The following is a 24,079-nucleotide window of genomic DNA, read 5'->3' on the forward strand; positions in this document are numbered from 1 at the left end:
GTTACGCCACCTGGCTTGCGAGGGCCGGATAGTCGGTGTAGCCGCGAGCATCGCCACCGAAGAAGCTGCCGCGGTCGGCTTCGTTGAGGTGGGCGCCGCGCGCAAATCGTTCGGGCAGGTCGGGGTTGGCGAGAAAGTGCTTGCCGAACGCCACGATATCGCCACGCCCCTCTGCCAGCGCGCGTTCAGCGCTTGCCCGGTCGTAGCCGCCGGCAATCATCAGCACACCGGAATAGCGCTGGCGCATCACCCGCATCATCGCGTCGAAACGCGGATTGTCTTCGCCGGTCTCCGTTCCGAGCGTCGCGGGCTCGACGACGTGAAGGTAGGCAAGGTTCCGCCGGTCCATCTCCGCCGCGATGTGGCCGAACGTCTGTTCCGGCGTCTCGTCGCCCATCCCCATGAAGCGTCCCATGGGGGTCAGCCGGACACCCACTCGAGTGCTTCCAATCGCTTGCGTCACTGCGTCGACCACCTCCGTCAGAAGCCGTGCCCGGTTCTCGATGCTGCTTCCATAACGATCGGTGCGGTGGTTGCTCTCACTGTTGATGAACTGGTCAATCAGATAGCCGTTGGCGGCATGAATCTCGACGCCGTCCATGCCCGCTTCGATGGCGTTTCGCGCAGCCTGAGCATAATCGCCGATGATTGCCTCGATGCCCGCGACCGTCAGTTCCTGCGGGACGAGCACGTCTGCCCACACGCCGTTGCCGCTTTCGTCAACGATGAAGGTCTTGCCCGGCACCGGCATCGCCGTAGGCGCGACCGGCAGAGCGCCATCGGGCTGGAACGATGGATGCGAAACGCGACCGACATGCCAGAGCTGCATGAAGATGCGCCCACCTTCTTCGTGCACGGCGTCCGCCACCTTTGACCAACCCGCAATCTGCGCCGAATCGTGGATCCCCGGCGTCCAGGCATAACCCTGACCTTGCTGGGAGATTTGCGTCGCCTCGGTGATGACGAGAGCAGCCCCTGCACGCTGACGGTAGTATTCAACGTTGAGCGCGGTCGGGACATTGCCAGCGCCAGCCCGCGAGCGGGTAAGCGGAGCCATCGCAACACGATGCGGCAATGAGAGACCAGCGATCGTGATCGGTGAAAAGAGAGAGGGGGACATGGTCGTTGTTCCTGTTCGATGCCGAGTGCGACATCCTGCCGCCAATATTCGGCCTCCTGACTCGAATCGATAATCCCCCGGTTCTTGTGACGTACTTTGCGCGCAGCGCAATGATGATCAGTGTGGCTACAGCCTGTCCCAATAGGGCGGAGATCCGAACCTCTCCATGAGAAATTCGGTGAAGGCCAGAACCTTGGTCGAGCCCCGTCGTTCCGCGAGATAGATGGCATGGATTCCGGCGTCGGACTGCGGCGCCGCGGTGGCCCGCCCGACATTCGCGTCCCAGTCTGCAAGGAGCCTGCGAAGCCGCCCATCCGCGAGTTCCTGACCTATCAGCCATGTAGGCATGATGAGCACGCCCAGACCCGCCAGAGCAGCCTCCTTGAGCGTCTCCGAATGGTTGGCGCGAAGAGCACCGCGCACCTGTAACTGCTCGATCCGGCCGGCCTTGGCAAAGCGCCAGGTGCGATCGCCTGTCGCATAGGAGAAGGTCAGGCAGCTATGGTGCACGAGGTCTACTGGATCCACAGGCTCGCCTCGCGCACGCAGGTACTCAGGGCTCGCACACACCACGCGACGATGCGGGGCAAGCCGGCGTGCAACCATGTTCGACGATTCCAGATTGCCGATGCGGATCGCGACATCGATTCTGCTCTCGACCAGATTGACGACCGTATCGGTCATCAGGAGGTCGAGGTCGACATCCGGGCATGCCTTCAGGAACTCGGGCAGGATGGGCGTCACGTGCAGGCCGCCGAACGCGACCGGGAGGCTCACCCGGAGCAAACCACGCGGGGGTCCTTCCCGCTCGCTGACGCTGCGGTTGGCCTCGTCGAGGTCGGCGAGGATGCGGGTGGCCTGGACGTAATAATCCTCACCAGCCGGCGTCAGGGTGACGCTGCGGGTTGAACGGTTAAGCAGAATCGTGTGCAGATGGGCTTCGAGCGTATCGACCTGGCGCGCCAGCGAGGAGGTCGCCATGCCGGCCTTGCGTGCGGCCGGCGCGAATCCGCCCGCGTCGGCAACGGCAACGAATGCGCTGAGCGCACCGAACAGGTCCATTTTTCACCTTTGCGCAATACGCAATGAAGTTAGCAGAAATTGGCTTATTGTCAGCGCCGGACTCCGGTAGCACCTTCGAGATATAAGGAGACCAACCATGCGCATCCCCATTCACGTCACGTCCGACTTCATCTGTCCCTGGTGCTATATCGGGGAAAAGCGGCTCCAGAAAGCCATTCAGGGTCTTCCCGCCGATATCGAGGTCGACATCCGGTGGCTCCCGTTCGAACTCAATCCCGATATGCCGGTGGATGGTCTCGACCGGAAAGCCTATCGCTCGCGCAAGTTCGGGAGCTTGGAGATTTCGCGCAGGAAAGATGCCCAGACCGTCGAAGCGGGCCGGCCCGACGGGGCCGTTTTCGACTATGACGCTATCGAACGGACGCCGAACACCTTGCTCGCACACCGCGCAGCCGCCTTTGCGAAACGCTCCGGCAAGCAGCACTCGTTCGTCGAGGCAGCCTTCCATGGCTATTTCGCCGAAGGGCGCGACATCGGTACGACGTCCGCTCTCCTCGACATCGCCAGTGAGGTGGGATTGGACAGGGAGGCACTCCTCGCCTTCCTGGACACGGACGAAGGCATCGACGAAATCAGGGCGCTGGAGAACGCCGCCATGGAACGCGGTATCAGCGCCGTTCCCCTTATCGAAATCGATGGTATCGCCATCACGGGCGCCCAGTCCCCTGAAATTATCCGAAAGGCAATCCTCGATGCAGGAAAAGCGACATGACCACAGCAGCAGGCAAGCGCCACGCCCTGATCATCGGTGGATCGCTGGGGGGACTGTTCACCGGCGTCCTGCTGAGGCAGATCGGCTGGGACGTCGACATATTCGAGCGCTCTCCCCGTGATCTCGACAGCCGGGGTGGCGGGATCGTCCTCCAGCCCGATGTGGTCGAGGTGTTCCGCCAGAGCGGCATCGACCTCGACAGCGGGGATCTCGGCGTGCGTTCTCGCTTTCGGACGGTGTTCAGGCCGGACGGTTCAATCCAGTCCAAGCACTTTGCGCCACAGACACAGACGTCGTGGTCGTTTATCTATACGACCCTGCGGGCTGCGTTTGGCGACGCCCACTACCACCAAGCCATGACGCTGACACATGTTGACCAGGATCTCGCAGCTGGAACTGTCACCGCCCATTTCGAGGACGGCAGCAGCGAAACCGGCGATTTGCTGGTTGGCGCCGATGGAGGCAATTCGGCAGTGCGCGCGCAATACTGGCCAGAGGCTCGACCCAGCTATGCCGGCTACCTTGCATGGCGTGGCCTCATTCCGGAGGACGCGATGTCGCCCGCGACACGCGGGATGCTGCACGGCGACTTCAGTTTTTCGACCAACACCGGCTCGCACATCCTCGGCTATCTCGTGCCCGGCGCGGACAACGACATGCGCCCCGGGCACCGCTTCTACAACTGGGTCTGGTACCGCCTGGCGGATGACGAGATGCTCGCGCGGATCATGACCGATCGGGATGGCCGCGCCCGTGGCCACGCCGTTCCTGAGGGCATGCTCGCCGAACGGTGGGTCTCGCATATAAGACACGATGCCCAGATGCTCTTGCCGCCACCGTTTCGCGAGGTCGTGCAGGCGACGCCGCAGCCCTTTGCCCAGGCAATTCGTGACCTGGCGTCCGACCACATGGTCGCAGGTCGGGTCGTGATCCTCGGAGACGCCGCGGCTATCCCGCGCCCGCATACGGCGGCCAGCACGTCGAAGGCTGCCGCAAGCGCCCTCGGTCTGGCCTTCGCCTTGAAGTCCTCCCCCGATGACATCGCACTGGCACTTGAGCGCTGGGAGCCATTGCAGGTAACGCAGGGCAAGATGCTGCTTCGGCGAGGTTCGCAGACCGGCGATGCCCTGTTGTTTCAAAAGTACCCGACCGTGGTCCGCAGCTGAGGTCCGCCCGGTGTGGCCCCCTCGAGCACGGGGTGGTCTGTTGCAGCAGTCACTTCCATCCGTACCAAATTCGCAAGCCGGGGCCAGCGACACGGACCATCATGACACCCCCTTCGCAACGAGACATCGCCATGACATCGGTACCCCTGCTCACCCCGGACGACTGCGCGCTCGTCCTTGTCGACGAACAGGCGGGGCTCGCCTTCGCCACCGGATCGGCCGACCGCCAGACGCTACGCAGCAATGCCGTGGCGCTTGCCCGCACCGCCGTTGCCTTCGACATCCCGGTCGTCGTCAGCACGTCCGCATCGAAGGTCTACAGCGGCCCCCTCATGCCGCCATTGCGCGCGGTGCTTCCCGACGTCGTCCCCATTGAGCGGCGCAACATGAATCTTTGGGAAGATGAGGCCGCGCGTGCCGCGATCGACGCCACCGGACGCAAGACGCTGATCGTCGCCGGCTTGCTGACCGAGGCCTGTGTCAGCTTCCCTGTCCTGTCCGCGCTTGCCGACGGTTACCGCGTCCACGTCGTCGCGGACGCCTGCGGTGGTCTTACCGCTGCGAGCCACGACGCTGCCCTGCACCGCATGAAACAAGCCGGTGCCGTAATGACGTCCTGGCTGCAGTTCCTGCTCGAGATGCAGCGCGACTGGACACGCCACGATACCTATGAGGCGGCGCGGGGGATCGTCGCGGATCACGGTGGTGGCTACGGCATCGGTCTCGACTACGCCCGCGACATGATTAAGCCTGCCTGACAATGCAGCGTGCGAAGGACGCTACGCGCCCCTCGCACGCAAGCATCAACGACCGGCAGCCACCGACTCGGCGGCTTCCTCGATCACCTTTGCGACTTCACGCGGGTGCGACAGCAGCGACACATGGCTGGATGCGAGGACCGTGGTCTTCGCCTTCATCTGCTTTGCCGCGTCGCGCTCGAGCTGTGGATTGATGACCCGGTCGTTCGCCGAGACGATGTACCAGGTCGGGTGCGTCTTCCACGCTGCCGTGGTGACTTTGTCGCCAAACGTGCTTGCCGCCAGGGCGCCCTGGGTCACGGCCATCGTCTTTGCTTCGGCGCGCGGCAGGTCCGCCGCGAAATTCTCGATGACGCCCTGTTCGGTCTGATACAGGAAACCGTGGCCGTCGTCGCGAATGGTTCCAAGCGCGGGGGTCTTCGGATACGCGTTCACCAGCTCACCGGCCGACTGCCCATCGTTGTTGGCAAAGGCGGCGACGTAAACGAGCGCCGCGACTTTCGGGTCGTTGCCTGCCTCGGTGATCACGGTGCCGGCCCAACTGTGACCGACAAGGACGACGGGTGCCTTGGCCGACTCAAGGGTCTGCTTTGTTGCCGCCACGTCAGCCGCCAGCGAGGTCAACGGGTTCTGCACCGCAAGCACGGTATAGCCCTTTGCCTGCAGGAGCGGTATGACCTTGTTCCAGCTCGAGCCGTCCGCCCACGCGCCATGAACAAGTACGATTGTCGGCTTGGTCGCTTCAGCGGCCTGTACGGTAGTGAACGATGCGCTGGCGATGGCGATGGCAACAGACAGGCTGAACAATGCTTTCTTTTTCACGCGGCACTCCTGGTCATGGGTGGTCGGTACGGACGCCGACCTTGCGCGAAGGATAAAAAAGAGATCTGCTGCGGGATTGCAGTATTGGCAGGCTGATGCAGCACGCCCATGGAGCAGGAACTACCAAGCGAGAAGCACCTGCACGCTACCGTAGTTGCCGTCACTGCCACCCGCATCCCGAATGGTCCGGCCCGCCCGGAAATGATCGCCTTCAAGGGAGAACGTCACGCCAGGGCGCCACTTCCAGTCGACGCGAAACTGCCCGTACATGCCCGTCCACTTCGAGCCCGTCCCCGCGGTACCTGGCAGCGCGTTGATCGGCTGTACGTAAATGGCATCCGATGTCGTTCGCCGCCATTGCAGGCCAACGGCGCCAAGCAAGGTCACGGTCGGCGAAGGCTTGAGGGTGATACTGGGCTTGACGTGCACGAGGTTGCTGTAGCCCGTGTACCCGGCCAGCGAGAAGTAGTAGCCATTGGGAAACAAAGGATTGAACGTGCCCAGCCTGCCGTCACCAGCACGGTGGTCACCGGACGCGGTATCGACCTGCAGGCCGAGCCGTGGCGTCCATGCGGTGTCCGTCCATGTCCATCCGGCACGTGTGCCGACGGCCCAGGCGTGTATCCGCGAGTCCCCCACCCTGCCGCCCTGGACCATCGCTTCGAGATCCCAATCGACTGGCCCGCGCGCACCGGCGAAACGCACGTCGTCGACACGGCGGCGCTCATTGCCGTGTGCGTCGAGGAAGCTGGCATCATCATTGTCGAACCACGCGTGGTAATACGACAGCTCGTTCGTGCCGAGCACATGGCGTTCGACACGAACCATGTCAAAGCGTTGGTTCGATCCGGAGGTGTCATCGAAGGCCCGGTCGTCACGGTACTGCACCGGATGACTCACGAAGCCGATGAATCGCCATGGTCCGCGTTCGAAGTTGGCCCAGAGCGCGTCGAACGATTGCCGAACATTCGGCCCATCGCGCAAGGAGACAAAGCGCTGGAGGTCGAGCGCGAAGTCCTGCCGTCCGGCCCGCACCCTCACCGTGCCATCCAGCACCTCGCCCTGCCAGGCGAGGAAGGCCAGGCGAACGTCCGCTTTGTCCCGGTCCGTCGGGCCCCACGTCTTCTTGGCAAACGCACGGTCGTCTTCCAGCTGCACGAACGCCAGCCAGGGTGCGCCAAGGCGGAGTCCCGCATGCACCTGCAGGCGTTGCAACAGGTAGGTGTCTTGCGGGCGCCCGATGCCGAAGGCTGGCGCGTCGTTCGATTCCAGTCGTTCGCGCAGCGTCGCCCCAACCGTCAGGTACTCCCGGCCGCCGTCACCGAGCGGCATGTATTTCAAGCCGTCGAAACGCTTGCGTGGCACGGCCGGATTGGCGAGGACGCCCCAATCCTCTTGCCAGCGATTGGGCAGGACGACAGGCCTGGCCGGCGTGTGAACGACGCCTTCGTTGGTGGTCGCCTTCTCGTCCGGGACGTCCTGTGCGAACGCCGGGCTCGCACAAGCGCTAGCCAGGCCGAGCCATGCCGCACGCGCGGCTCGACGCATCGTCATCGGGGAACGCTGTGGACTTCTGCCACGTACCCACCCGGAAACTGCAGCATCGCCGCGCGACGGCCACGCTCATCATGCGCCGGTACGACCACTTTGGCGCCCGAAGCGATGGCCTTCTGCAACGTCGCGTCGAGGTCGGTCACCTCATAGCCGGTGAGCTCCGTGCCATACGGCCAGTCGAGCTTTCCGTCGGTGACGAGTACCGTGGCCTTGCCGTAGCCGGATTCGATGCGAATGCGCCGATACGTTCCCGCCTGTCGTCCGATTTCGATGGCCGGGGCCTTTGCGTCGTCCGAAACCACCTTGCCGTGGGAAAAGCGCACGAAGGCACGGACGAAGGCATCCGCGCTGGCAGCGGGCAGGTAGATGCGATTCTCCGGTATGTGTTCGAACGCGGCGTAGTCCGGTTTTGCAGTGTGCCAGTACAGCTGCATGTTGACGCCACCGGGCCAGGTCACCACGGCGTCGCGGCCAATCGGATCGTCAAACGGCGTCACCAGCGTAACCGCGCCAGACGCTTCCGCCGCCTTGACCGCGGCGTTGAGGTCAGTCACCAGGTACCCCGTCCGTTCGAGACCGAACGGATACGGTACCGGCGTGCGGAAGCCAAAGACCGACACGGTGCCCACTGGGGTTTGCACGAGCTGCGACGACGTGCTCGAGGGCGTCGGGGTGACGGTTACGACCACCTGCTTCGTCGACTTGCCGCCAAAGGTCGCAACAAAGCTGTTGACGAAGGCGTCGACGTCGGCCGCCGGCACGTAAACGTGCGTCGTGTCGTACTGGGCAGCCACGCAATAGTCCGTGGCTGCGGCGGCGCCAAAGGAAGCCAGCATGAACGCCGTGGCAAGGAAGAAAGAGCGGATACGCATGGGGGGCCTTCCGGTTCAGAGAATGGGGGATGAGCCGATCTGGGACAGCGAGCGTGCGTCGATGCCAATCAGGTGCGTCACGAGTGGGGGTGCGGCACCGCTGTGGAAGGCAACCGCTTCGTTCTGGAGATCCGCACCAGCATGCGAGAAGCGCTGGTGTTGTCGCAGGTGTTCGGCCCACGACTCGACCATGAACCATTCGACGAGCCGCTCGGGGTCGGTGGAATCCTGGCTGAGGCCCCACGCATACGCGCCGTCTCGACGCCGCTCGGTCGACAACCGGTCCATGGCGGACACGAAGGCCGCTTGCCGGTCGCGCGCGACACGGTAGTCGACCAAGATCAGCACCGGGCCACGGTCGTTTGCCACAGGGTCGGCCGTGAGGGGTTCGGCCCACTGGTGCGACGAGGTCAGATCGGCTTCCACGGTGGGCAGCTTCACCCGATTCATGACGAAGGCTGCCACCACGAGGCCAGCCGCGCTGACCAGCAAGGCGCTCGGTACGCCGATGCCCTCAGCAACCGCGCCCCAGCCCATGCTGCCAGCAGCCATCGCGCCGTTGAACACCGTGAGGTACACCGCCAGCGCACGGCCACGCACCCAGTTCGGCAAGATGCCCTGGGCCACGCCATTGAACGTGGTCAGCGACATGATCCATGCCCCGCCGAGCACCAGCAGCGCGACGAAGGCCACGGCCTTTACGGGCACGAGGGCCAGGGTCACCATCACGGCCGCCGAAAGCAGCGACGCCCCGAGCAAGAGCGCATTGGCGCTGCAACGTGCACGCAACCTTGGCAGAAGCATGGCGCCGGCAATGGCGCCCGCACCGACGGCCCCCATCAAAATGCCATAAAACCCCGCCCCTCCCTTCAGTTCGCCGCGCGCGACCAGTGGCAGCAAGGCCCAGACCGAACTCGCGAAAACAAAGAAGACAGCAGCACGAAGCAACACCACGTGCAGCTCCTTGCTTGCCCTCGTGTAACGAAGGCCGGCACGGAACGCGCCAAGGAAGTTCTCCGGCAACGCTTTGTCTGCCGTGGACGCCCGACGCCACCACAACAACGCGCCGATGACCAGCACGTCGCTGAGGATGTCTCCACCATAGGTCGCGGCGGCGCCCAGACCAGCAAGGATGGCACCGCCAGCGGCGGGTCCGATGGCGCGCGCGATGTTGATGCCAAGGGAGTTGAGTGCAACGGCATCCTTGAGTTCTTCGCGAGGCACAAGCTCCGGCACAATCGATTGCCAGGTCGGCCCGACCAGCGCGGCACCCACACCACCGGCAAACGTCAACGCGATCATCGCCGCCACACTCAGCGATCCGGTCACCGCAAGGAACGCCAGAATGGTGCTTACCAGCGCCATGAAGAACTGGACGGCAACGAGGAAGCGGCGGCGATCGAGGATGTCGGACAAGACGCCAGCCGGAATGGCGAGGAGGAACACCGGCAGCGTCCCGGCCGCCTGGATGGCCGATACAGCGGCAGCGCCCCCTCCGAGTTCGGTCACCATCCACGAGCTGGCGATATCACGCATGAAGGAACCCGTGTTTCCCAACACGGTCGCACCCCACAGCACGGCGAAGGTCGCATGCTTGAGGGGCCCAAGGCTCTGGCCGAGGCTTCCTTTTTGTTTATCCGTCACGGGTTTTCCTCCCGAGATCCATCCAGGCCACGAGAACAAAGGCACCCGCCAGGCCGATGTGCTCGAAGAATCCGTTCATCGACATGCTCTGTTCCGGACCGGGTGGCAGGCTCCACCACGCGTTGGCGACAAAGGTCGCCGCGATGGTGAAGACGGCCAGCGCCAGCGCGCCCAGCCAGCGCAGCCGACCGCTCAGGATCGCCGCTGAACAGACAAGCTCGAACACGATCACCCCGACGGCGAACAGCGTCGGCGGCGCCATGCCGAAATGCCGCATCTCCCCGATTGCCGACGGGAAGTCGACGATTTTGCAAACAGAGCCCTGGATGTACGCCGAGCACAGCGCAAGCAACGCCAGCCAGCGCACGACCGGCCGATGGACCATCCTCTCAAGGGTGCTCATATAGCCCAGCAAGCGCAGCCAAGCGCGCCCCAGAAGCTCTTGAAATCATCGACCGGCAACGCCGCACCATGCGACTTGGCGTGGTCATGGCCGTGCACCGAACAGCTGTTCGCGCAGCCACACGCGGGCATTGCCTGGCGAACCGAGGCATTCTCGCGCGTCTTCGCCGCCGCCCATGCCGCGTAACCGCCATAATCGCGTACTGGCGACCAATCCGGCATCGCGGGAGGAACAGGATTGTCGTCGAGCGACGCGAAGGGGCCCGCGCCGTAAACCACCCGTCCACCCACCATGGTCAGCAGTGCGGTGGTGCCGGCGATTTCGTCTTCGGCGCAGGCGAAATAATCCCGATCCGGAATCACGAGATCAGCCAGTTGACCTTCGGCGATGCGGCCTTTCTTGCCCTCCTCGTTGGAAAACCAGGTGACGTTCTCCGTCCACATGCGCAGCGCCGTTTCCCTGTCCACGCAATTGCGCTCGGGGTACAGCCGCATGCCACCGACGGTTCGTCCCGTGCTCAGCCACGCCAGCGACACCCAGGGGTTGTACGAGGCGACCCGCGTCGCGTCGGTCCCAGCGGAAATGTTGACACCCGACTCCAGAATCTTCTTCACGGGCGGCGTGGCCTGGGCAGCACCCATGCCATACCGTTCGACGAAATACTCACCCTGGTAGGCCATCCGGTGCTGCACCGCAATGCCGCCACCGAGCGCGGCGATACGTTCGATGGACTGGTCCGACACGGTTTCCGCGTGATCGAAGAACCAGTGGATCCCTTCCAGCGGAATGTCCTGGTTGACCCGTTCGAACACGTCGAGCGCGCGGCTGATCGTTTCATCGTAGGTTGCATGCAGGCGCCACGGCCAGCGGTTCTGCGCCAGGATGCGCACCACCTCTTCCAGTTCCCCCTCCATCTCCGGTGCCACGTCGGGGCGCGGCTCGCGAAAATCCTCGAAGTCGGCAGCCGAGAAGACGAGCATCTCGCCCGCGCCGTTGTGGCGGAAATAGTCGTCGCCCTGCGCGTAGGTCACCGAGCGCGTCCAGTTGAGGAAGTCTTCCTTTTCCTTCTTTGGCTTTTGCGTAAAGAGGTTGTACGCGATGCGAATGGTCAGATTGTCCTCGGCAGCAAGCTGTCGTACGACCTCGTAGTCGTCGGGCCAGTTCTGTGAGCCGCCACCGGCGTCGATGGCGCCGGTGATGCCGAGCCGGTTGAGCTCGCGCATGAAGTGACGGGTCGAATTCACCTGATACTCGAACGGCAGTTTCGGTCCCTTTGCCAGCGTCGCGTAGAGAATCGACGCATTGGGCTTGGCCAGGAGCAACCCCGTCGGATTGCCCTCGCTGTCCCTGACGATCTGCCCACCTGGGGGCGCCGCGGTGTCCTTGGTAAAACCACACACACGAAGCGCCGCGGCGTTGAGCAGCGCCCGGTCGTACAGATGCAGGATGAACACCGGCGTATCCGGTGCCACGGCATTGAGTTCGTCGATGGTCGGCAGGCGCTTTTCGGAGAACTGGTGCTCGGTAAAGCCACCCACCACACGCACCCACTGCGGCGCAGGCGTGATCTCGACCTGCTGGCGCAGCATGCGCATGGCGTCTGCCAGGCTCGGAACGCCATCCCAGCGCAGTTCGAGGTTGTAGTTCAATCCGCCCCGGATGAGGTGGAGATGGTTGTCAACCAACCCCGGCAGCACACGCCGGCCACCTACGTCGACGACGCGCGTGTTCGGTCCTGCCAGCGCCATCACTTCATGGTCGTCGCCGAGCTTGATGAAGCGACCGTTGGCGATGGCCACCGCACTGACTGTCGGGCGCCGACGATCGAGCGTGGTAAAGAGTCCGCGATGCAGGATAAGGTCCGCTACCGGGGTATCTGACATGGTGCTTTCCTCCCGCCTCAGGTGGCGGTGTCGTTGTTCGATTGGGGCTTCTCGCGCGATTCGATCGCGAAGCTCTTGCTGTGCCAGAGGTTGGCCCAGACGTCCGGATGGCCTCGCAGGTACGACACGGCGGCCTCACCAGCGAGCATGCCGAGCAGGCCGAGCAGCGCAATCATGGGCGGGGCCGGGGAACGCACACCGAACAGACCGTACGCAACGCCAACGGCAATACCGAAAACGACCGAGATGACATAGGGAAGCATGGCCTTAGCCCGCTTCGGAAGCATGTTCGCCCAGTGCCCACTTCGAGAAGCGCACCTGGGTACCGTACGGTGAAAGCGCGCGAAGAATATCCATCACCGGCTCGTAGGTGGACGTGCGCGCCCAGTCCTGCTGCAACTCGAACATGAACTGCAACGCGGTGATGGGAATGACGCCGGCCTGGACCATGCGCTGAATGGCGCGCTCGTGTGCTTCGTGACTGGTGTCGCCGCACGCATCGGCAACGACGATAACTTCGTAGCCTTCACGAATCAGGTCGAGCGCCGGGAAGTTCACGCAAGCACCGGTCCACAGACCCGCCAGGACGATGCGCTTGCGACCCGTTGCGGCCACCGCCTTGCGGAAATCCTCGTTGAGCCACGAGTTGATGGAGGTACGATCGATAACCACCTTGTCGGGATAGACCCCTTCGGTGATTTCCGGCATGAACGGCCCGGAGAAGCTGTCCTTGGCCACCGTGGTCAGGATGGTCGGCACCTTGAATGCCTTGGACGCGCGGGCAAGAACCTGCACGTTGTCGATGATCACTTTGCGGTCATGGCTCTGCACGCCTTGGAACATGGCGGGCTGGAAATCGATAAGCGCTAGCGCGCAATTGTCCGGGGTGAGAAGCTCGGCGAAAGACATCGGATGTGGCCTCATGGTGAATCGCAGGAAGGTCCTGCGAGGGAACCACCATATCTTTCTGCTCACGCTCTGAATTGAATCTTTGGTTCGCTTTTTTTGTCAAAGTCGATGAACTGATGACTGCACTTGCCGGCAAAGAAGACCACGCTTTTTAGCGATGGCAATGGCATGCGCACGGTTGCTCGCATGCAGCGTGGCCACGACGTTTGACAGGTATTCCTTGATGGTTTCGGGTGAGAGACCGAGACGCTGCGCAATCTGTTTGTTTTCAAGCCCGGCCGCGACACCGCGCAACACGTCGAGCTCTCGTTCCGATAGGCACTTGCCACGACGCGGCGCCGAAAGCTGTCGAGCAACGTCAGCATCAATCCGGTGATGGCCGGCATGAACGGCATGGATCGAGTCGACGAGTTCGTCGATGGGTGATGTCTTCAAAAGATACGCTTGTGCTCCGGCCGCAAGCGCACGACCTGCCGATCCATCACTCCCAGCAGGGGCAAGGACAACGATCCGGGCCTGCGTGGTGAGGCAGCGGATTGCAGACATCAGACGCTCCCCTGTCATGTCGCGAAGCACAAGGTCGACAAGCGTCACATCCGGTTGGCACAGGCGGAACCGGTCGATGGCCTCCTGACCGGTCGAAGCCTCCCCGACCACGTCCATGCCGCTCGTGCTACCGATAAGCGCCGCGAGGCCTTTGCGAAACACCCCGTCGGCATCGACGAGCATTACGCGAACAGGGGGCCTGTCCCTTTCCGCGGCCGCACCCGGCGGTAACGCTCGGCTCACGGGCTCAAGAGCCGCAAGCCGCCGAGCGAAAGCAAGTCATGCGTTTCAGGATTGTCACGCATGTAATCCAGGACCTCTGGGCAAAGAGGCTCGACAAGCAGACCTTTTGTACGGGCTTCGACCAGGGCCACGCGAATCAACTGGCTCAGCACGCCCCGGCAGACCAGCTCGGCGGGGAGGTCGATTCGAACGAAGCGAAGCGTGTCGCCGTTTCGCTCATACCAGGCACTGGCGAGGCATCCCTCCAGTTCCGCAACGATGCGGCACTCGGCCGGCTCTTCCCTGATGGTAATCTCGGCAGCCATGGTGCCCCCCCACCCGCAGGCATGCCGGTCATCCGGCGAGGCGTCCAACGTAGTCCGGCGCGGAAGCATTGGATTGAACTATTGTCGCGTAGCGGAGCCTTCGGTAAACATTCGGCGTCATCCCCACGGTGCTTTTGAAAGAACGCGTGAAATGCGCCTGGTCGCTGAAACCGCAGGCCACGGCGATGTCGGCAATTGCTTCATATGAGTTCGCCAGCTTGTGGCAAGCCTGTTCGATGCGCTTTCCGATGCGCCATCGATGCGGACTCACACCGAAGGTCGCCTTGAACGCGCGCGTGAAATAGCCGCGCGAGAGGTTGCAGGCCGCAGCCAGGTCGTGGATGGCCAGTGGCGCATCCAGCTGGGCAAGCGCCCTCTCGTTGACAATGCATACCTGCCAATCTGCCAGACCACTCGGGGGTCGAGGGGGTTCGCCTGGCCCCACGGACGTCTGGTGGATGCGCAAAGCCAGCGTGATGAAGTCCACGCAAGCCGCCTTGTCCGCACGGGCCAAGTCGTCGAGTTCACGAAGCGCCTTGTTCAGGAGCTGCCTTACCGTACATGCAACTGTGCGGTCCGCGCCGGCGCGCAGCAATGGTCCGGATGGTTCGAGTTGCATGGTGCCCTGCCATCTTCGCGTTGAAGATGAGTCGATGCTATCGGCACAGGCGGCCACTGTGACCCCCGGTTTGGGGGGTAACCCCCCCGAGCAGCCCCTGACTGCCCTCGGGCACGGGCTGGCAGCGCTCAAGGAGAATCATGCCAGCCGGAGACATGACCACCGATGCTGTTTCGCACTCGCGCTGGAGTATTCTCACCCTCCGACGTCCACTGAGATCCTCATGACCGCGTCATCGCTCCGCATCCTCGTGGCCGACGACGATCCGCTCTTCCGTGCTGGCGTCGTCGCCATGCTCGCCGCCAATCCGGCCGTGACCGTCGTCGGTGAGGCAGGGTCGGGGACGGAAGCCATCGAGGTTTTCCGAGCGCTACGTCCGGACATCGTGCTCGTCGACCCGATGCGACCGGACATGGACGGCGACCGTGTCATTGCAGCCCTTCGCACCATTGACCCTGCAGCCCGCATCATCGTCCTGACGACCCACCCGGGAGACGGAACCGCCCGCCGTGCGCTCGCAGCCGGTGCGCAGGGATACCTCCTCAAGGCCTCGCTGACCGGCGACCTCGCGTCGACCGTGCTGGGTGTCCACGCGGGGGAGTACCGGATTTCCGCCGAGGTGGCGCAGCGGTTGTCCGAACACCGCGACGACGAGGCGCTCACCGAACGCGAGCTCGAGGTGCTTCGTGGCGTAGCCGCCGGCCTGGAGAACAAGCAAATTGCCAAGCGTCTCGGCCTGTCCGCCGATACGGTGAAGGAATACGTGTCCAACGCGATGGCCAAGCTGCATGCCAGCAACCGGGCGCACGCGCTTTCCATCGCCCTCGCCCGCGGATTCCTGCGCTAGATCAGGGTGTCGATGCCCAGGTGATCGAGCAGCGCGAGCAATCGCGGGCCATGTTGCGCTTGTCGATTTACGGGCCAACCGGCGTCCAGGTGAAACCGGCTCCAGACTTGCTCACCTTGCCGATGCCGGGGAAATCGATGTGCGCGCCGGCAACGTAGTAGCCGCCCTTGCTGGCGGCGGAAAATGCTTTCTCCCGGGAGACCACGGCGGCCGCCGGCGTGCTGTCGAACTTGATGGTCACCTTCGGGTCGGGAAACTGGACGAGCGCCAAGTGGACCAGATCACCCCACACGAGCAGGACCTTGCCGTCGCTCTCGACGCGGAAACCCGTGTGACCGGCCGTGTGACCAGGCTCAGCCACTGCAGTGATGTCCGGCTCAACCAGATCGCCGGCCTGAAATGTCTCGATATGGCCTGCCTCGCCATAGGGCTTCAGCGCGGTAGCCACAGCGTCAAAGGTCGCCTGCACGGAAGGGTCCACTTTCGTGATGTTGGAAGGGTCTTTCCAGAAGCTCAGCTCTTTCTCGTCCACGCGGACCGTCGCATTGGGGTAGGCCAAGGTCCCGTGGTCGATCAGGCCACCCACATGGTCCGCATGCAAATGGGTGATCAATACTTCGTCGATCTGATCGGGTTCATAGCCAGCGGCCTGGAGATTGTGTGTGACCTGGCCCAACGTAGGGCCCAGCAGCGCGCCTGAACCCGCATCGATCAGGATGCGTTTCCGGCCTGTATCGATCAGGAACGCATTCACCGAAGTGGGCACTTTGTCACCGACATGAGCCTTGGCGAGGGCGGCTTTGACCTCCCCTTTGCGCGCTTCCACCATCAAACCCGACGCGGGGAGCTGGAAGCTGCCGTCTGACAGCGCGACGACCGTCACCGCGCCAAGCTTGAACTTGTAGAAGCCGGGTGCGACCGGTGCATCGGCACCCACGGCGGTACCGAAGGCGGTCACGGCCAATGCCATCGCGCTGGCACGAAACATTGCGGCGGGAAAGACTTTCATTGTGAAATCTACCGAAGAAAGAATGATGATCAAAGCTAATGAACGCCGGACCCGCGAGATAGCAAAGTTGTAACGTGCGTTGTTGGACGATATGGGCCGCCTCGCCGTACTACGGATATTCGCCACGGTGATGGAAGCCGGCTCGTTTTCGTCGGCCGCGCGCCAACTCGATATGGGTTGCAAGCGGGGGGACGTCGGAGATGATGGAGACCCCGACACTGACGACCCGTCCAACTATCCCTCAATTCGCCCTTCGAACTGCCGTGCGCTTTCGATCATCACGTCCAGCAAAGCGCTACCTCTGACGCCTATGCGTTCAAATGCACCATGCTCACCCAAAATGTAAACAGAATAGAATACCGAGTCGCCCGTCCAGAAAATCTGCAACCCCAGTACATATCCGTCCCTCGCCCATCTATCCCATTTCCGCAGTACTTCGCCTAACGCCTTAGCCTCTCCTTCGTTCGTTGCCGCAACGAAAGGGAACGCATTTGAGACGGCGCCGTACAAGTCGCTCGTCTCCTGGCGATAATCCAACAGGTCGTTTCCGTTGCCGTCAATATCTACCGTGTAGATGTTGCCATTCTCACGCTCACCATCGAACTTGATAAGCACGAGCACTTTTTCCCGCCTTACGATTGCACTGGCAGCGAGGATATGCTTGGCCGCTTCTAACCAATCGATCGACTGTGTTTTTGAATCAGCATGCGAATCCAAGTTACTTGTCTCCCTTTTCGAGTGCTTTTTGAATAGCTTCTGTTGTAGGAAGCCGGCCATCCGCAGCTGCGCCTATGACGGCCCGAAGGTTTGCCGGCCTCGGATTGTCGCCAAGCATTCTCTTCACTAGCTCGTACGCAGTCCGCTTATTGCCATTTTCAAACATGTGCCCACCCTTGCCCGCGATATCTCGAATCACAGTTGCCAGCTTCGCATTCGCACCTTCGCGATACGACATATTAAACAGCATTGTGGACAAATTCTTCCCCTCCCGGAGGATGCCATTTGAGAACATTTTGTTGATGGCGACGATTTCTGGAAGGTCAACTTCAGCAAGAACAATATCTGCAGCCGCGAACGTCAATTCACCTGCAGAGCAGGCCGCACCAGTCGCGCAAGCCGTTGCGGCCACACCCGGAACAGAATCGACGAAGTTGGAGGCACTTCTAACCTCGGATGCCCCTGCATTCTCGAGATCACTGTTTAGCGCATTAAGACCCGCAGTGGCCTGACCCAGAGGCCCCGCCCCACCACCAACTGGTGCACTAATGGCACTGAAGCCCATCGCATCAGACAATTTTCGGAGCTGCCTGCAACCCGGGCCACAATCGTCTGCCATCCCCGTTGGGTCCAGCCGTGATATGGGATTTCCAGAGGCATACCCATATCTTGAGAAACCGAAGAGGCTCCCGCCCGATGATCCTAGAGGGTCAGCACTTATGAACTGGCCCGCAACGGGGTCGTAGTATCTGGCCTGCATGTAAACCAACCCCGAACCCGGGTCATTCACGTGGCCCGTGTACCCCGGCCCCGCCTCCGGCGTCCCTAGCACCTGCACGCCATACGGCCTGTAATCGGTCGTTGACAGGATGTTTCCCGCCGCATCGGCTGTCGCCAAGGGCGTGCCTTGGGGGTTGGTGTAGTAATACGTGATCGTCTCGGCGTGGCATACACGCTGCCCTAAAATGACAAGCGCCAGCAGTGCCAACCACCAAAATCCAATACGGCTCTGTCTCGAAGCTCCGTCGCCTATCACCTTCATCCGTAGTGCACCATCGAAGCGTGAATGGCCGTTCGTGTATGACTTCACCATGATCCCCCTGTCAGCCTTCAATGCCAGACCATGCCGAACAACCCAAGTCGTTGCACGCGCGTACGCGATAGCTGTACTTGAGCTCGTATGGAGAGATGCCAGCCTCTACGCGATACGAGAGTCCTGTTCCGCTGTAGACGGTCTTGTTGAGCTGAACATTGAGAATCTCGTACCGCGTGGCATTGGTCGTCGCATACCAAGACAGCGTGTATTGCTGAGAACGCCCGACAATAGTTTCGTCCATGTGAATGCCATCCGGAATCGCAGGGATCAAAGAGACCGTCACCGTGGCCGTCCCGCTGAACGGGCCGCAGCCGCCAGCGTTACAGCCCTGCACACGGTAACCGTACGTTCCCGTGCCTTTGCCGCAGATGCTCAGGGCCCCGGAGTCATTGTTGCCGATGGTTGTGAACCCGCCACCGTTGACCTGTTCCTGCATGACATAGGACGTCGCCCCCGCCACGCCACTCCAGTTGACGGTGTAGCAGCCGTCGTTGCTCGATGCCGGCACGGAGATACCCGGAGGCTGGGACGGCGGGACAGTCACAGCTGACGCCGCCGATGGGCTGTTGGCGCCGCAGAATGTGCCATTGGTGCTGTTGCAGGCACGAACGCGAAACCAGTACATGCCTGTCGCACCCTCCGTCAGCGTGGTCGACGTTGCAGCCCCGTAATAGATGTCCGTGAAATTGGTTCCATCGGTGCTTCGCCCCAACGCATAGGTCTGCGCGTAGGTGACGGTAGGCCAGCTGACGGCTATCGAGCCGCTGCTCGGGCTCTGTACGCTGATGGAACCGGGTGCGCCCGGCGTATGCTGGAGGCTCACCGCGCTGCTGGTAGTCCACGCGCTGCATCCGTACTGGTTGCAGGCGTCGACCTGGAAGGCATAAGCGCCATCCGCGCTGGACGACACGGCAAACGTCGTGGCAGCTCCCATGTATACGGTCGTCCAGGCGCCGGTGCCGACCTTCTCCTGCAGATTGTAGGACGTCGCCGTGGCCGAGGCTGACCAGGTGACCGTGATGGACTGCTGGTTGCCTGCCAGGACTGCCGTGGCCGTCGCAGGCGCAGCAGGTGCGGAGGGTGGTGGCGCAACCGTGGTGGTGGCAATCGCACTCCACGGCCCACACCCGGTCGCATTGCAGCCACGTGCCTGATAATGGAAAGTCCCGGCGGCGGCGTGGGTCACCGACTGGGTCCTGGGCGAACCAGTGGCAATCGTCGACCAGACGCTTCCGTCTGGCTGCTCCTGGAGGTCATAGCTCGTCGCGGTGTTCACGACCGTCCATGAAACCGTGTACGCCACATTGGCCTGGGCGGACGCCGGCGCAGTGACGGTCGGCGTGTCGTTTGGTGCCAGCACGTTTTTCCTACTGGCGACGAGGGTCTCGCCCAGGTGGACGTAATCCGTGCCCTCCCCACTTGCCGGGTCATACTCCCACATCAGCGTGCCATCGCTGCTGTAGGCGTAATAGGTGGCGCCTGCGGACGTAAGATTCTTCACCCGCCTTCCGGCGGCGTCGTACATGTAATCCGCCTTGCCAGTCAGCGACAGCAGGCGGTTTGCGAGATCAAACACCATGGCCTGGCCGTCCCGCTTCGTCACATTGCCCTGCGCGTCGTATTCAAACGTGTGACCGGCCGAACCCGTGATGGAAGCCAGCCGGTTGTGTGTGTCGTACACATACGTTGCGGTCGCGCCTGCACCATCTCCCAAGCTCTGGATGTTGTTCAGGGCGTCGTACGAGTAGGTCTCGGTGCCCCACAGATTGGCATCGGAACGGACCAGACGATTCATGCCGTCATACTGGAAGGACCGTGTCCGCTGGCCACCGGCGCCATCGGTCTGATCGGCAATCTGGACGATATTGCCGGCCGCGTCATAGTCGAGATGCTCACCGAGGACAGACGACGTGGCGCCGTACTTGAAATTCATCAGCAACTGGCGGGTGTTGGGTTCGGCCGTGTAGACGGCGCCATTGCCCAGGGTGTAGCCCTTGACCTGCCCGTCGGGCCAGTACGTCGCGCCGCTCAGGAAACGGCCGGCCGATGTCGGCTGGCCGAGGGCGTTTGGCGCCAGTCCCACCAATTCTCCGTCCGGATACTGCACGGAGCTCTGGATGCCATTGGCGTCATAGCCGTAACCAAGCGACCAGCTCAGGTGGTCCACCTGGAGCATTTCGGTGGTCAACAGTCCGAGCTTGTTGCGGCCGAATGTCCAGACGACTTCGCCCTGGTTGTTGGTGTTGCCTGCGCCCGTATTGGAGACCGCCTGCGCCGGCTTGCCCAGCAGGTCATAACCAAATGTCAGCGAAAGACGACCAGTGGGGTAGGTCTCGGCCACCAGGCGATTCATGGTGTCGTACGTGCGATTGACCTTGGATGCATCCGCGACCAAGTCGAGGTCACAGCGATCGACTGCATCGGACGCCTGGCCTGACGCCGTCCAGATGACGTTGCCCACCGCGTCGTAGGCCGTCATCTCGCTGCCGGTCTCCGGCTCGTCGGTACGGCAGACGCGGTGTTGGGCGTCGTACATGGTCAGGCGTGTTTTCCCGCCCTGGGTTATCGCATGCACATCGCCATACGTGTCGCGCGTGATGGTCTGGGTCGACAGGAGAACGCCCTGAGCGTCGATCGCGTCCACTCGGACCGGGTGATCCGAATCGGGCTCGTCGAATCCCTGGAACGCCGTCGCAACTTTGTTGCCATTGGGGTCCGTCACCAGACGCGTGCCGCCCGTCAGGTAGTCCGTAAAGGTCTGCAGGCCGCCCGGGTATGCGCTGGTCAGCTCCGACGCCTGAGTGGTCTTAACGACACGCCCAATGGGGTCGTAGTCGGTGGTCACACCGGTGGTCAGGCTCCCTAGGGAAACCTGGCCGTCGACCGGGTACGAAACAAACGTCTTCTGCCCTTTCCAGTCGTACCCTGCGCCAGTCGAAACGTACAGCGCCCCGGTCCCGGTCTCCGACTTGCCTTCAAGAACCGGACGGAGCATGGCGTCGAAGTCCGTGCGATCCGTGCGGGTGCCCTGCGTGATGGTGCGCACCCAGTGGTTGCCGCCAACGCCAAGAGCATCCTGGCTGTAGACATAGCTGTAAATCTTTGGCGCCCACGCAACAGAATCGCCGGCAGGGTAGTCAATCCGGGCAATCCGACCAATGGCGTCATAGCCGTAGGACGTCGTCGCCCCCGCCTGGTCGGTAACCGATGAGACCTCACCGAACCCGTTGACGTTGATGGTCTCCTGCGTGCCATTGGGAAACTGGGCAGGGTAATCAGGAAAGATGATGAGATGCGGAATGCCCAGCCTATAGCCCGTGAGCGTTGTCACGTTGCCGCGCGGATCCTTGAAGGTCTCCAACTGGCCCTGCGCGTTGAACGTGTAGTCCATCGCGCGCTGGCCGAAGTGATCACGAGACGACAGGATCAGGTTGTCGTTGTAGTTGTTCTGGCTAACGACCTCGTAGACCCCATTCACCAGATGGGTCTGCTGGAGCGGGAGCCCGATGATGCTCCGGTCCGTATTGTCGAGGAAGGTGTGGCCTTCGTCGGTACTGAACGACGGATCGATGCTGCTGAAACGTCGTGTGAGCGACGGGCGGGCAAAGGCATCAAACTGGAGCGCTTGCCAGGTATAGGTGTCGCCATCCTGGAGAACGGCTTTTTGCGACTCCGGCGCTTCCTGCTCCTGGCGTTCCGTGTTTGCAAAGTAATTGAAGCCACCGCCGTACCGCGCAGGCCATGGACCGGACGTGGACGGCGCGTACTGATAGCTCTCCGTCCGTACGGGCGTGCCGGTGGCAGCACCCTTGAAATACTCGGTGCGAATCGGCTTGCCCTCGGTGGCATCGGCACTGTTGGAGAATGTGTAGCGCGTTGTGTTACCGGAGGGGTCGACCACAAGCGACTGGCTCGTCGTGTCGCAACCAAAAGCCTGGCAGGCCGCGCGCCAGCTCGCCGTGGCGAGGGGATACTGGTACGACCACGCCTGCGTACCGAGGCCAGTGCCGGTAATGGTCTTCGACGTCAGGGCCAGGTTGTTGGTGTATCTCGGCCTGGCCTCCGCTGCCTGGAGACCGGCGGTGCTGTGTGCGCAAACCTCAACGACGTTCGACCGCGCGTGCAAGACAGGGTGCGCCTCGAACCTTCCCTGGATACCGCTCGGGCCTGTAATGATGCCCACCTGGGTCGAATCCGGTTGGGCGACAACATCCTCGCAATTGCCCGACGGCGCGGGTGACTTCACGTCAAAGGTCAGTCCAGAGAGGTCGTAGGTCCAGGCGCTTCCGTCGGGCAGCGTGACGCTGGAAAGAAGCGAGCCGCCGGAAACGGCCGTGTACACGTACGTCCAGCTCCGCGTGCCATCGCTTTGGGTCACCACGTTGATTTTCGAGATGTGCTTGCCGTCGCCGGCGTACTCGAACGTCACCGTACGCCCATCGCTGGCCACGATGCTCGTCAGCTGGCGATTGGTCCAGTTGTAGGTCAACGAGTTGCCGAACCGGTCTTCCACCCGCGTCGCGGCCATGACGCCGAGGTTCCGAATGATGCCAAACGAGCGCGCCGGCCGGTAGAACAGCTCGTTGAGGATGTACTTCTGACCACCAGGGCCAACCGCCTCGAAGGCTTCACCCGAGTACACATCGCCATCCGATGCGTTTGCGGTCGTTGCCAGGCAGCCGAGGTGCCAGCGGTCCTTGGAGACCGCTTTGTAGGTAAGCCCATCAACCGTGGGTGCGGCCGGCGACGTGGCAACACGAAGCAGCATGTTCTGGTCTGCGCTACCCGGAATCTGCAGTGAATAGCCCTGGTTCCACCAGACATCCGGCGTCAACGGGTCGGAACCGGCGCGACCAACGCGCTGGTCGGGCGGATCACCGAAGTTCGTGCATCGATCCGTACGTGCTACCGAATTGACCTGCCAGCCAATCTGGCTCGGCCCCTGGATGATCGTCCCCTGGTTCGACGTCAGCGTCGTCAGGCGCGGGTAATCCATATCCCAGTCGCCGAACTCGGAATCCGACCAGCGCACCGCGTTGTCGCCATCAGCATGGAATGTCCGGCCAATCTCGATGGTCGGCCCGGTACCCGGAATGGAAATGTCGACGACATGGAACGACAGGCTGCCATCGAACACATTGACTGACTCGCCGAAGGGGTTCTCGCCGAGTGGTTTTATTTCCGTATCGACCTTCACGAGCTTTTTGTACTCGTCCTCCGGATTGGTCGTTGCGGTCTGGGCTAAGATGCCCGGTGCAACGACGAGACACACGACGGCCAGACACCACCACCATCCAGAGCGGGAAGTCATCAGCGAAAACCTTGTTGTGAGCGGTCCAAACAGCATTTGCGGCCTGCTGGCCGCGTACCCTGGCGCCAGAGGGCGTCCTGCCCTTTCGTTGCGCGCGATGCGCACGAACGCACCCTGCCCCTGACTTGCGACAGCAAGCTAAGCGACAAAAACTAGGGACGCAATATCCTCATGTATCGTAGCTTCTTGCGATTTATGTATACCGCGATCACAATCGCCTGACGCTCATAAGAATCTTGAACCCCATGGGCCACCCTTGTAGGCATTCCCCTACACTTCGATGCGTGGAAGGCCTACACAGCCAACGGAGCGCGAGTTCGCCCGGACCGGTGCAGGGTCGTCACACATTGCACCGACCGCTGTTGTCCGTCGGTTTCTTCGAATCGATATGCCAGCCGTACCCGCGCGGCATTTTGACGCCGCGGTAGCTGTGCAACCATGCGCTTGTCGGAAAATTCGG

The 24,079-nt window shown here is 62.4% G+C and carries 21 protein-coding genes; 4 read left to right on the forward strand and 17 right to left on the reverse strand.

Annotation, left to right across the window (positions count from 1 at the left end; genetic code table 11):
• Position 1: 1 nt before the first annotated feature.
• Positions 2-1,120, reverse strand: a complete 1,119-nt coding sequence (locus J2T07_RS02825; protein WP_306847049.1) for an alkene reductase — start codon at positions 1,118-1,120, stop codon at positions 2-4.
• Between the two features lie 126 nt (positions 1,121-1,246).
• Complete coding sequence (locus tag J2T07_RS02830) at positions 1,247-2,182, reverse strand: LysR family transcriptional regulator (protein ID WP_306847050.1); 936 nt, start codon at positions 2,180-2,182, stop codon at positions 1,247-1,249.
• Between the two features lie 97 nt (positions 2,183-2,279).
• Between J2T07_RS02830 and J2T07_RS02835 the strand changes: the two genes are divergently transcribed.
• The 3 genes from J2T07_RS02835 (at position 2,280) to J2T07_RS02845 (ending at position 4,839) form a co-directional block, all read left to right on the forward strand.
• Complete coding sequence (locus J2T07_RS02835) at positions 2,280-2,915, forward strand: DsbA family oxidoreductase (protein ID WP_306847051.1); 636 nt, start codon at positions 2,280-2,282, stop codon at positions 2,913-2,915.
• Positions 2,912-4,081, forward strand: coding sequence for an FAD binding domain-containing protein (locus tag J2T07_RS02840; protein ID WP_306847052.1), 1,170 nt, complete (start codon positions 2,912-2,914; stop codon positions 4,079-4,081). The genes J2T07_RS02835 and J2T07_RS02840 overlap by 4 nt, the downstream gene beginning before the upstream one ends.
• A 131-nt stretch (positions 4,082-4,212) precedes the next feature.
• A complete protein-coding gene (locus J2T07_RS02845; RefSeq protein ID WP_306847053.1) occupies positions 4,213-4,839 on the forward strand; it encodes a hydrolase in 627 nt (208 codons plus the stop codon).
• Between the two features lie 45 nt (positions 4,840-4,884).
• On the opposite strand, the gene J2T07_RS02850 is transcribed toward J2T07_RS02845, so the two are convergent.
• The 11 genes from J2T07_RS02850 to J2T07_RS02900 form a co-directional block, all read right to left on the reverse strand.
• Complete coding sequence (locus tag J2T07_RS02850) at positions 4,885-5,661, reverse strand: alpha/beta fold hydrolase (RefSeq protein ID WP_306847054.1); 777 nt, start codon at positions 5,659-5,661, stop codon at positions 4,885-4,887.
• A gap of 120 nt (positions 5,662-5,781) precedes the next feature.
• Positions 5,782-7,215, reverse strand: a complete 1,434-nt coding sequence (locus J2T07_RS02855) for an alginate export family protein (protein ID WP_306847056.1) — start codon at positions 7,213-7,215, stop codon at positions 5,782-5,784.
• On the reverse strand, positions 7,212-8,087 hold the full coding sequence (locus tag J2T07_RS02860; RefSeq protein ID WP_306847057.1) for a glyoxalase: 876 nt from the start codon (positions 8,085-8,087) through the stop codon (positions 7,212-7,214). Before J2T07_RS02860 ends, J2T07_RS02855 begins: the two co-directional genes overlap by 4 nt.
• Before the next feature lie 15 nt (positions 8,088-8,102).
• Complete coding sequence (locus J2T07_RS02865) at positions 8,103-9,776, reverse strand: MFS transporter (RefSeq protein ID WP_306847059.1); 1,674 nt, start codon at positions 9,774-9,776, stop codon at positions 8,103-8,105.
• Complete coding sequence (locus tag J2T07_RS02870; protein WP_306847061.1) at positions 9,721-10,134, reverse strand: DoxX family protein; 414 nt, start codon at positions 10,132-10,134, stop codon at positions 9,721-9,723. The genes J2T07_RS02865 and J2T07_RS02870 overlap by 56 nt, the downstream gene beginning before the upstream one ends.
• Positions 10,131-12,017 (reverse strand): amidohydrolase, encoded by a 1,887-nt coding sequence (locus tag J2T07_RS02875; RefSeq protein ID WP_306847062.1) that lies wholly within the window; start codon positions 12,015-12,017, stop codon positions 10,131-10,133. The genes J2T07_RS02870 and J2T07_RS02875 overlap by 4 nt, the downstream gene beginning before the upstream one ends.
• A gap of 17 nt (positions 12,018-12,034) precedes the next feature.
• The gene (locus J2T07_RS02880; protein WP_306847064.1) at positions 12,035-12,304 is read right to left on the reverse strand and encodes a DUF1427 family protein; all 270 of its coding nucleotides are present in this window, start codon (positions 12,302-12,304) and stop codon (positions 12,035-12,037) included.
• Positions 12,285-12,926, reverse strand: coding sequence for a hydrolase (locus J2T07_RS02885; RefSeq protein ID WP_306847066.1), 642 nt, complete (start codon positions 12,924-12,926; stop codon positions 12,285-12,287). The genes J2T07_RS02880 and J2T07_RS02885 overlap by 20 nt, the downstream gene beginning before the upstream one ends.
• A 99-nt stretch (positions 12,927-13,025) precedes the next feature.
• A complete protein-coding gene (locus J2T07_RS02890; protein WP_306847069.1) occupies positions 13,026-13,655 on the reverse strand; it encodes a LuxR C-terminal-related transcriptional regulator in 630 nt (209 codons plus the stop codon).
• A gap of 56 nt (positions 13,656-13,711) precedes the next feature.
• On the reverse strand, positions 13,712-14,020 hold the full coding sequence (locus tag J2T07_RS02895; protein WP_306847071.1) for a GNAT family N-acetyltransferase: 309 nt from the start codon (positions 14,018-14,020) through the stop codon (positions 13,712-13,714).
• A 28-nt stretch (positions 14,021-14,048) separates the two neighbouring features.
• Positions 14,049-14,639 (reverse strand): helix-turn-helix domain-containing protein, encoded by a 591-nt coding sequence (locus tag J2T07_RS02900; protein ID WP_306847073.1) that lies wholly within the window; start codon positions 14,637-14,639, stop codon positions 14,049-14,051.
• Positions 14,640-14,862: 223 nt separating this feature from the next.
• On the opposite strand from J2T07_RS02900, the gene J2T07_RS02905 reads away from it, so the two are divergent.
• Positions 14,863-15,486, forward strand: coding sequence for a response regulator (locus tag J2T07_RS02905; RefSeq protein WP_306847075.1), 624 nt, complete (start codon positions 14,863-14,865; stop codon positions 15,484-15,486).
• Positions 15,487-15,553: 67 nt separating this feature from the next.
• Here the strand turns inward: J2T07_RS02905 and J2T07_RS02910 are convergent, their stop codons facing one another.
• From J2T07_RS02910 to J2T07_RS02925, 4 genes are all read right to left on the reverse strand, one after another.
• Positions 15,554-16,528 carry an MBL fold metallo-hydrolase gene (locus J2T07_RS02910; RefSeq protein WP_306847077.1) on the reverse strand — a complete coding sequence of 325 codons (975 nt, stop codon included), beginning with the start codon at positions 16,526-16,528 and terminating at the stop codon, positions 15,554-15,556.
• Positions 16,529-16,729: 201 nt separating this feature from the next.
• On the reverse strand, positions 16,730-17,212 hold the full coding sequence (locus tag J2T07_RS02915; RefSeq protein ID WP_306847078.1) for a hypothetical protein: 483 nt from the start codon (positions 17,210-17,212) through the stop codon (positions 16,730-16,732).
• Between the two features lies 1 nt (position 17,213).
• Positions 17,214-18,305: an RHS repeat domain-containing protein gene (locus tag J2T07_RS02920; protein WP_306847080.1), complete on the reverse strand. Its 1,092-nt coding sequence runs from the start codon at positions 18,303-18,305 to the stop codon at positions 17,214-17,216.
• 10 nt (positions 18,306-18,315) lie between these two features.
• The gene (locus J2T07_RS02925) at positions 18,316-23,619 is read right to left on the reverse strand and encodes a hypothetical protein (protein WP_306847082.1); all 5,304 of its coding nucleotides are present in this window, start codon (positions 23,617-23,619) and stop codon (positions 18,316-18,318) included.
• Positions 23,620-24,079: the final 460 nt, after the last annotated feature.

It is taken from the genome of Luteibacter jiangsuensis (genome assembly GCF_030812295.1).
Taxonomy (GTDB): domain Bacteria; phylum Pseudomonadota; class Gammaproteobacteria; order Xanthomonadales; family Rhodanobacteraceae; genus Luteibacter; species Luteibacter jiangsuensis_A.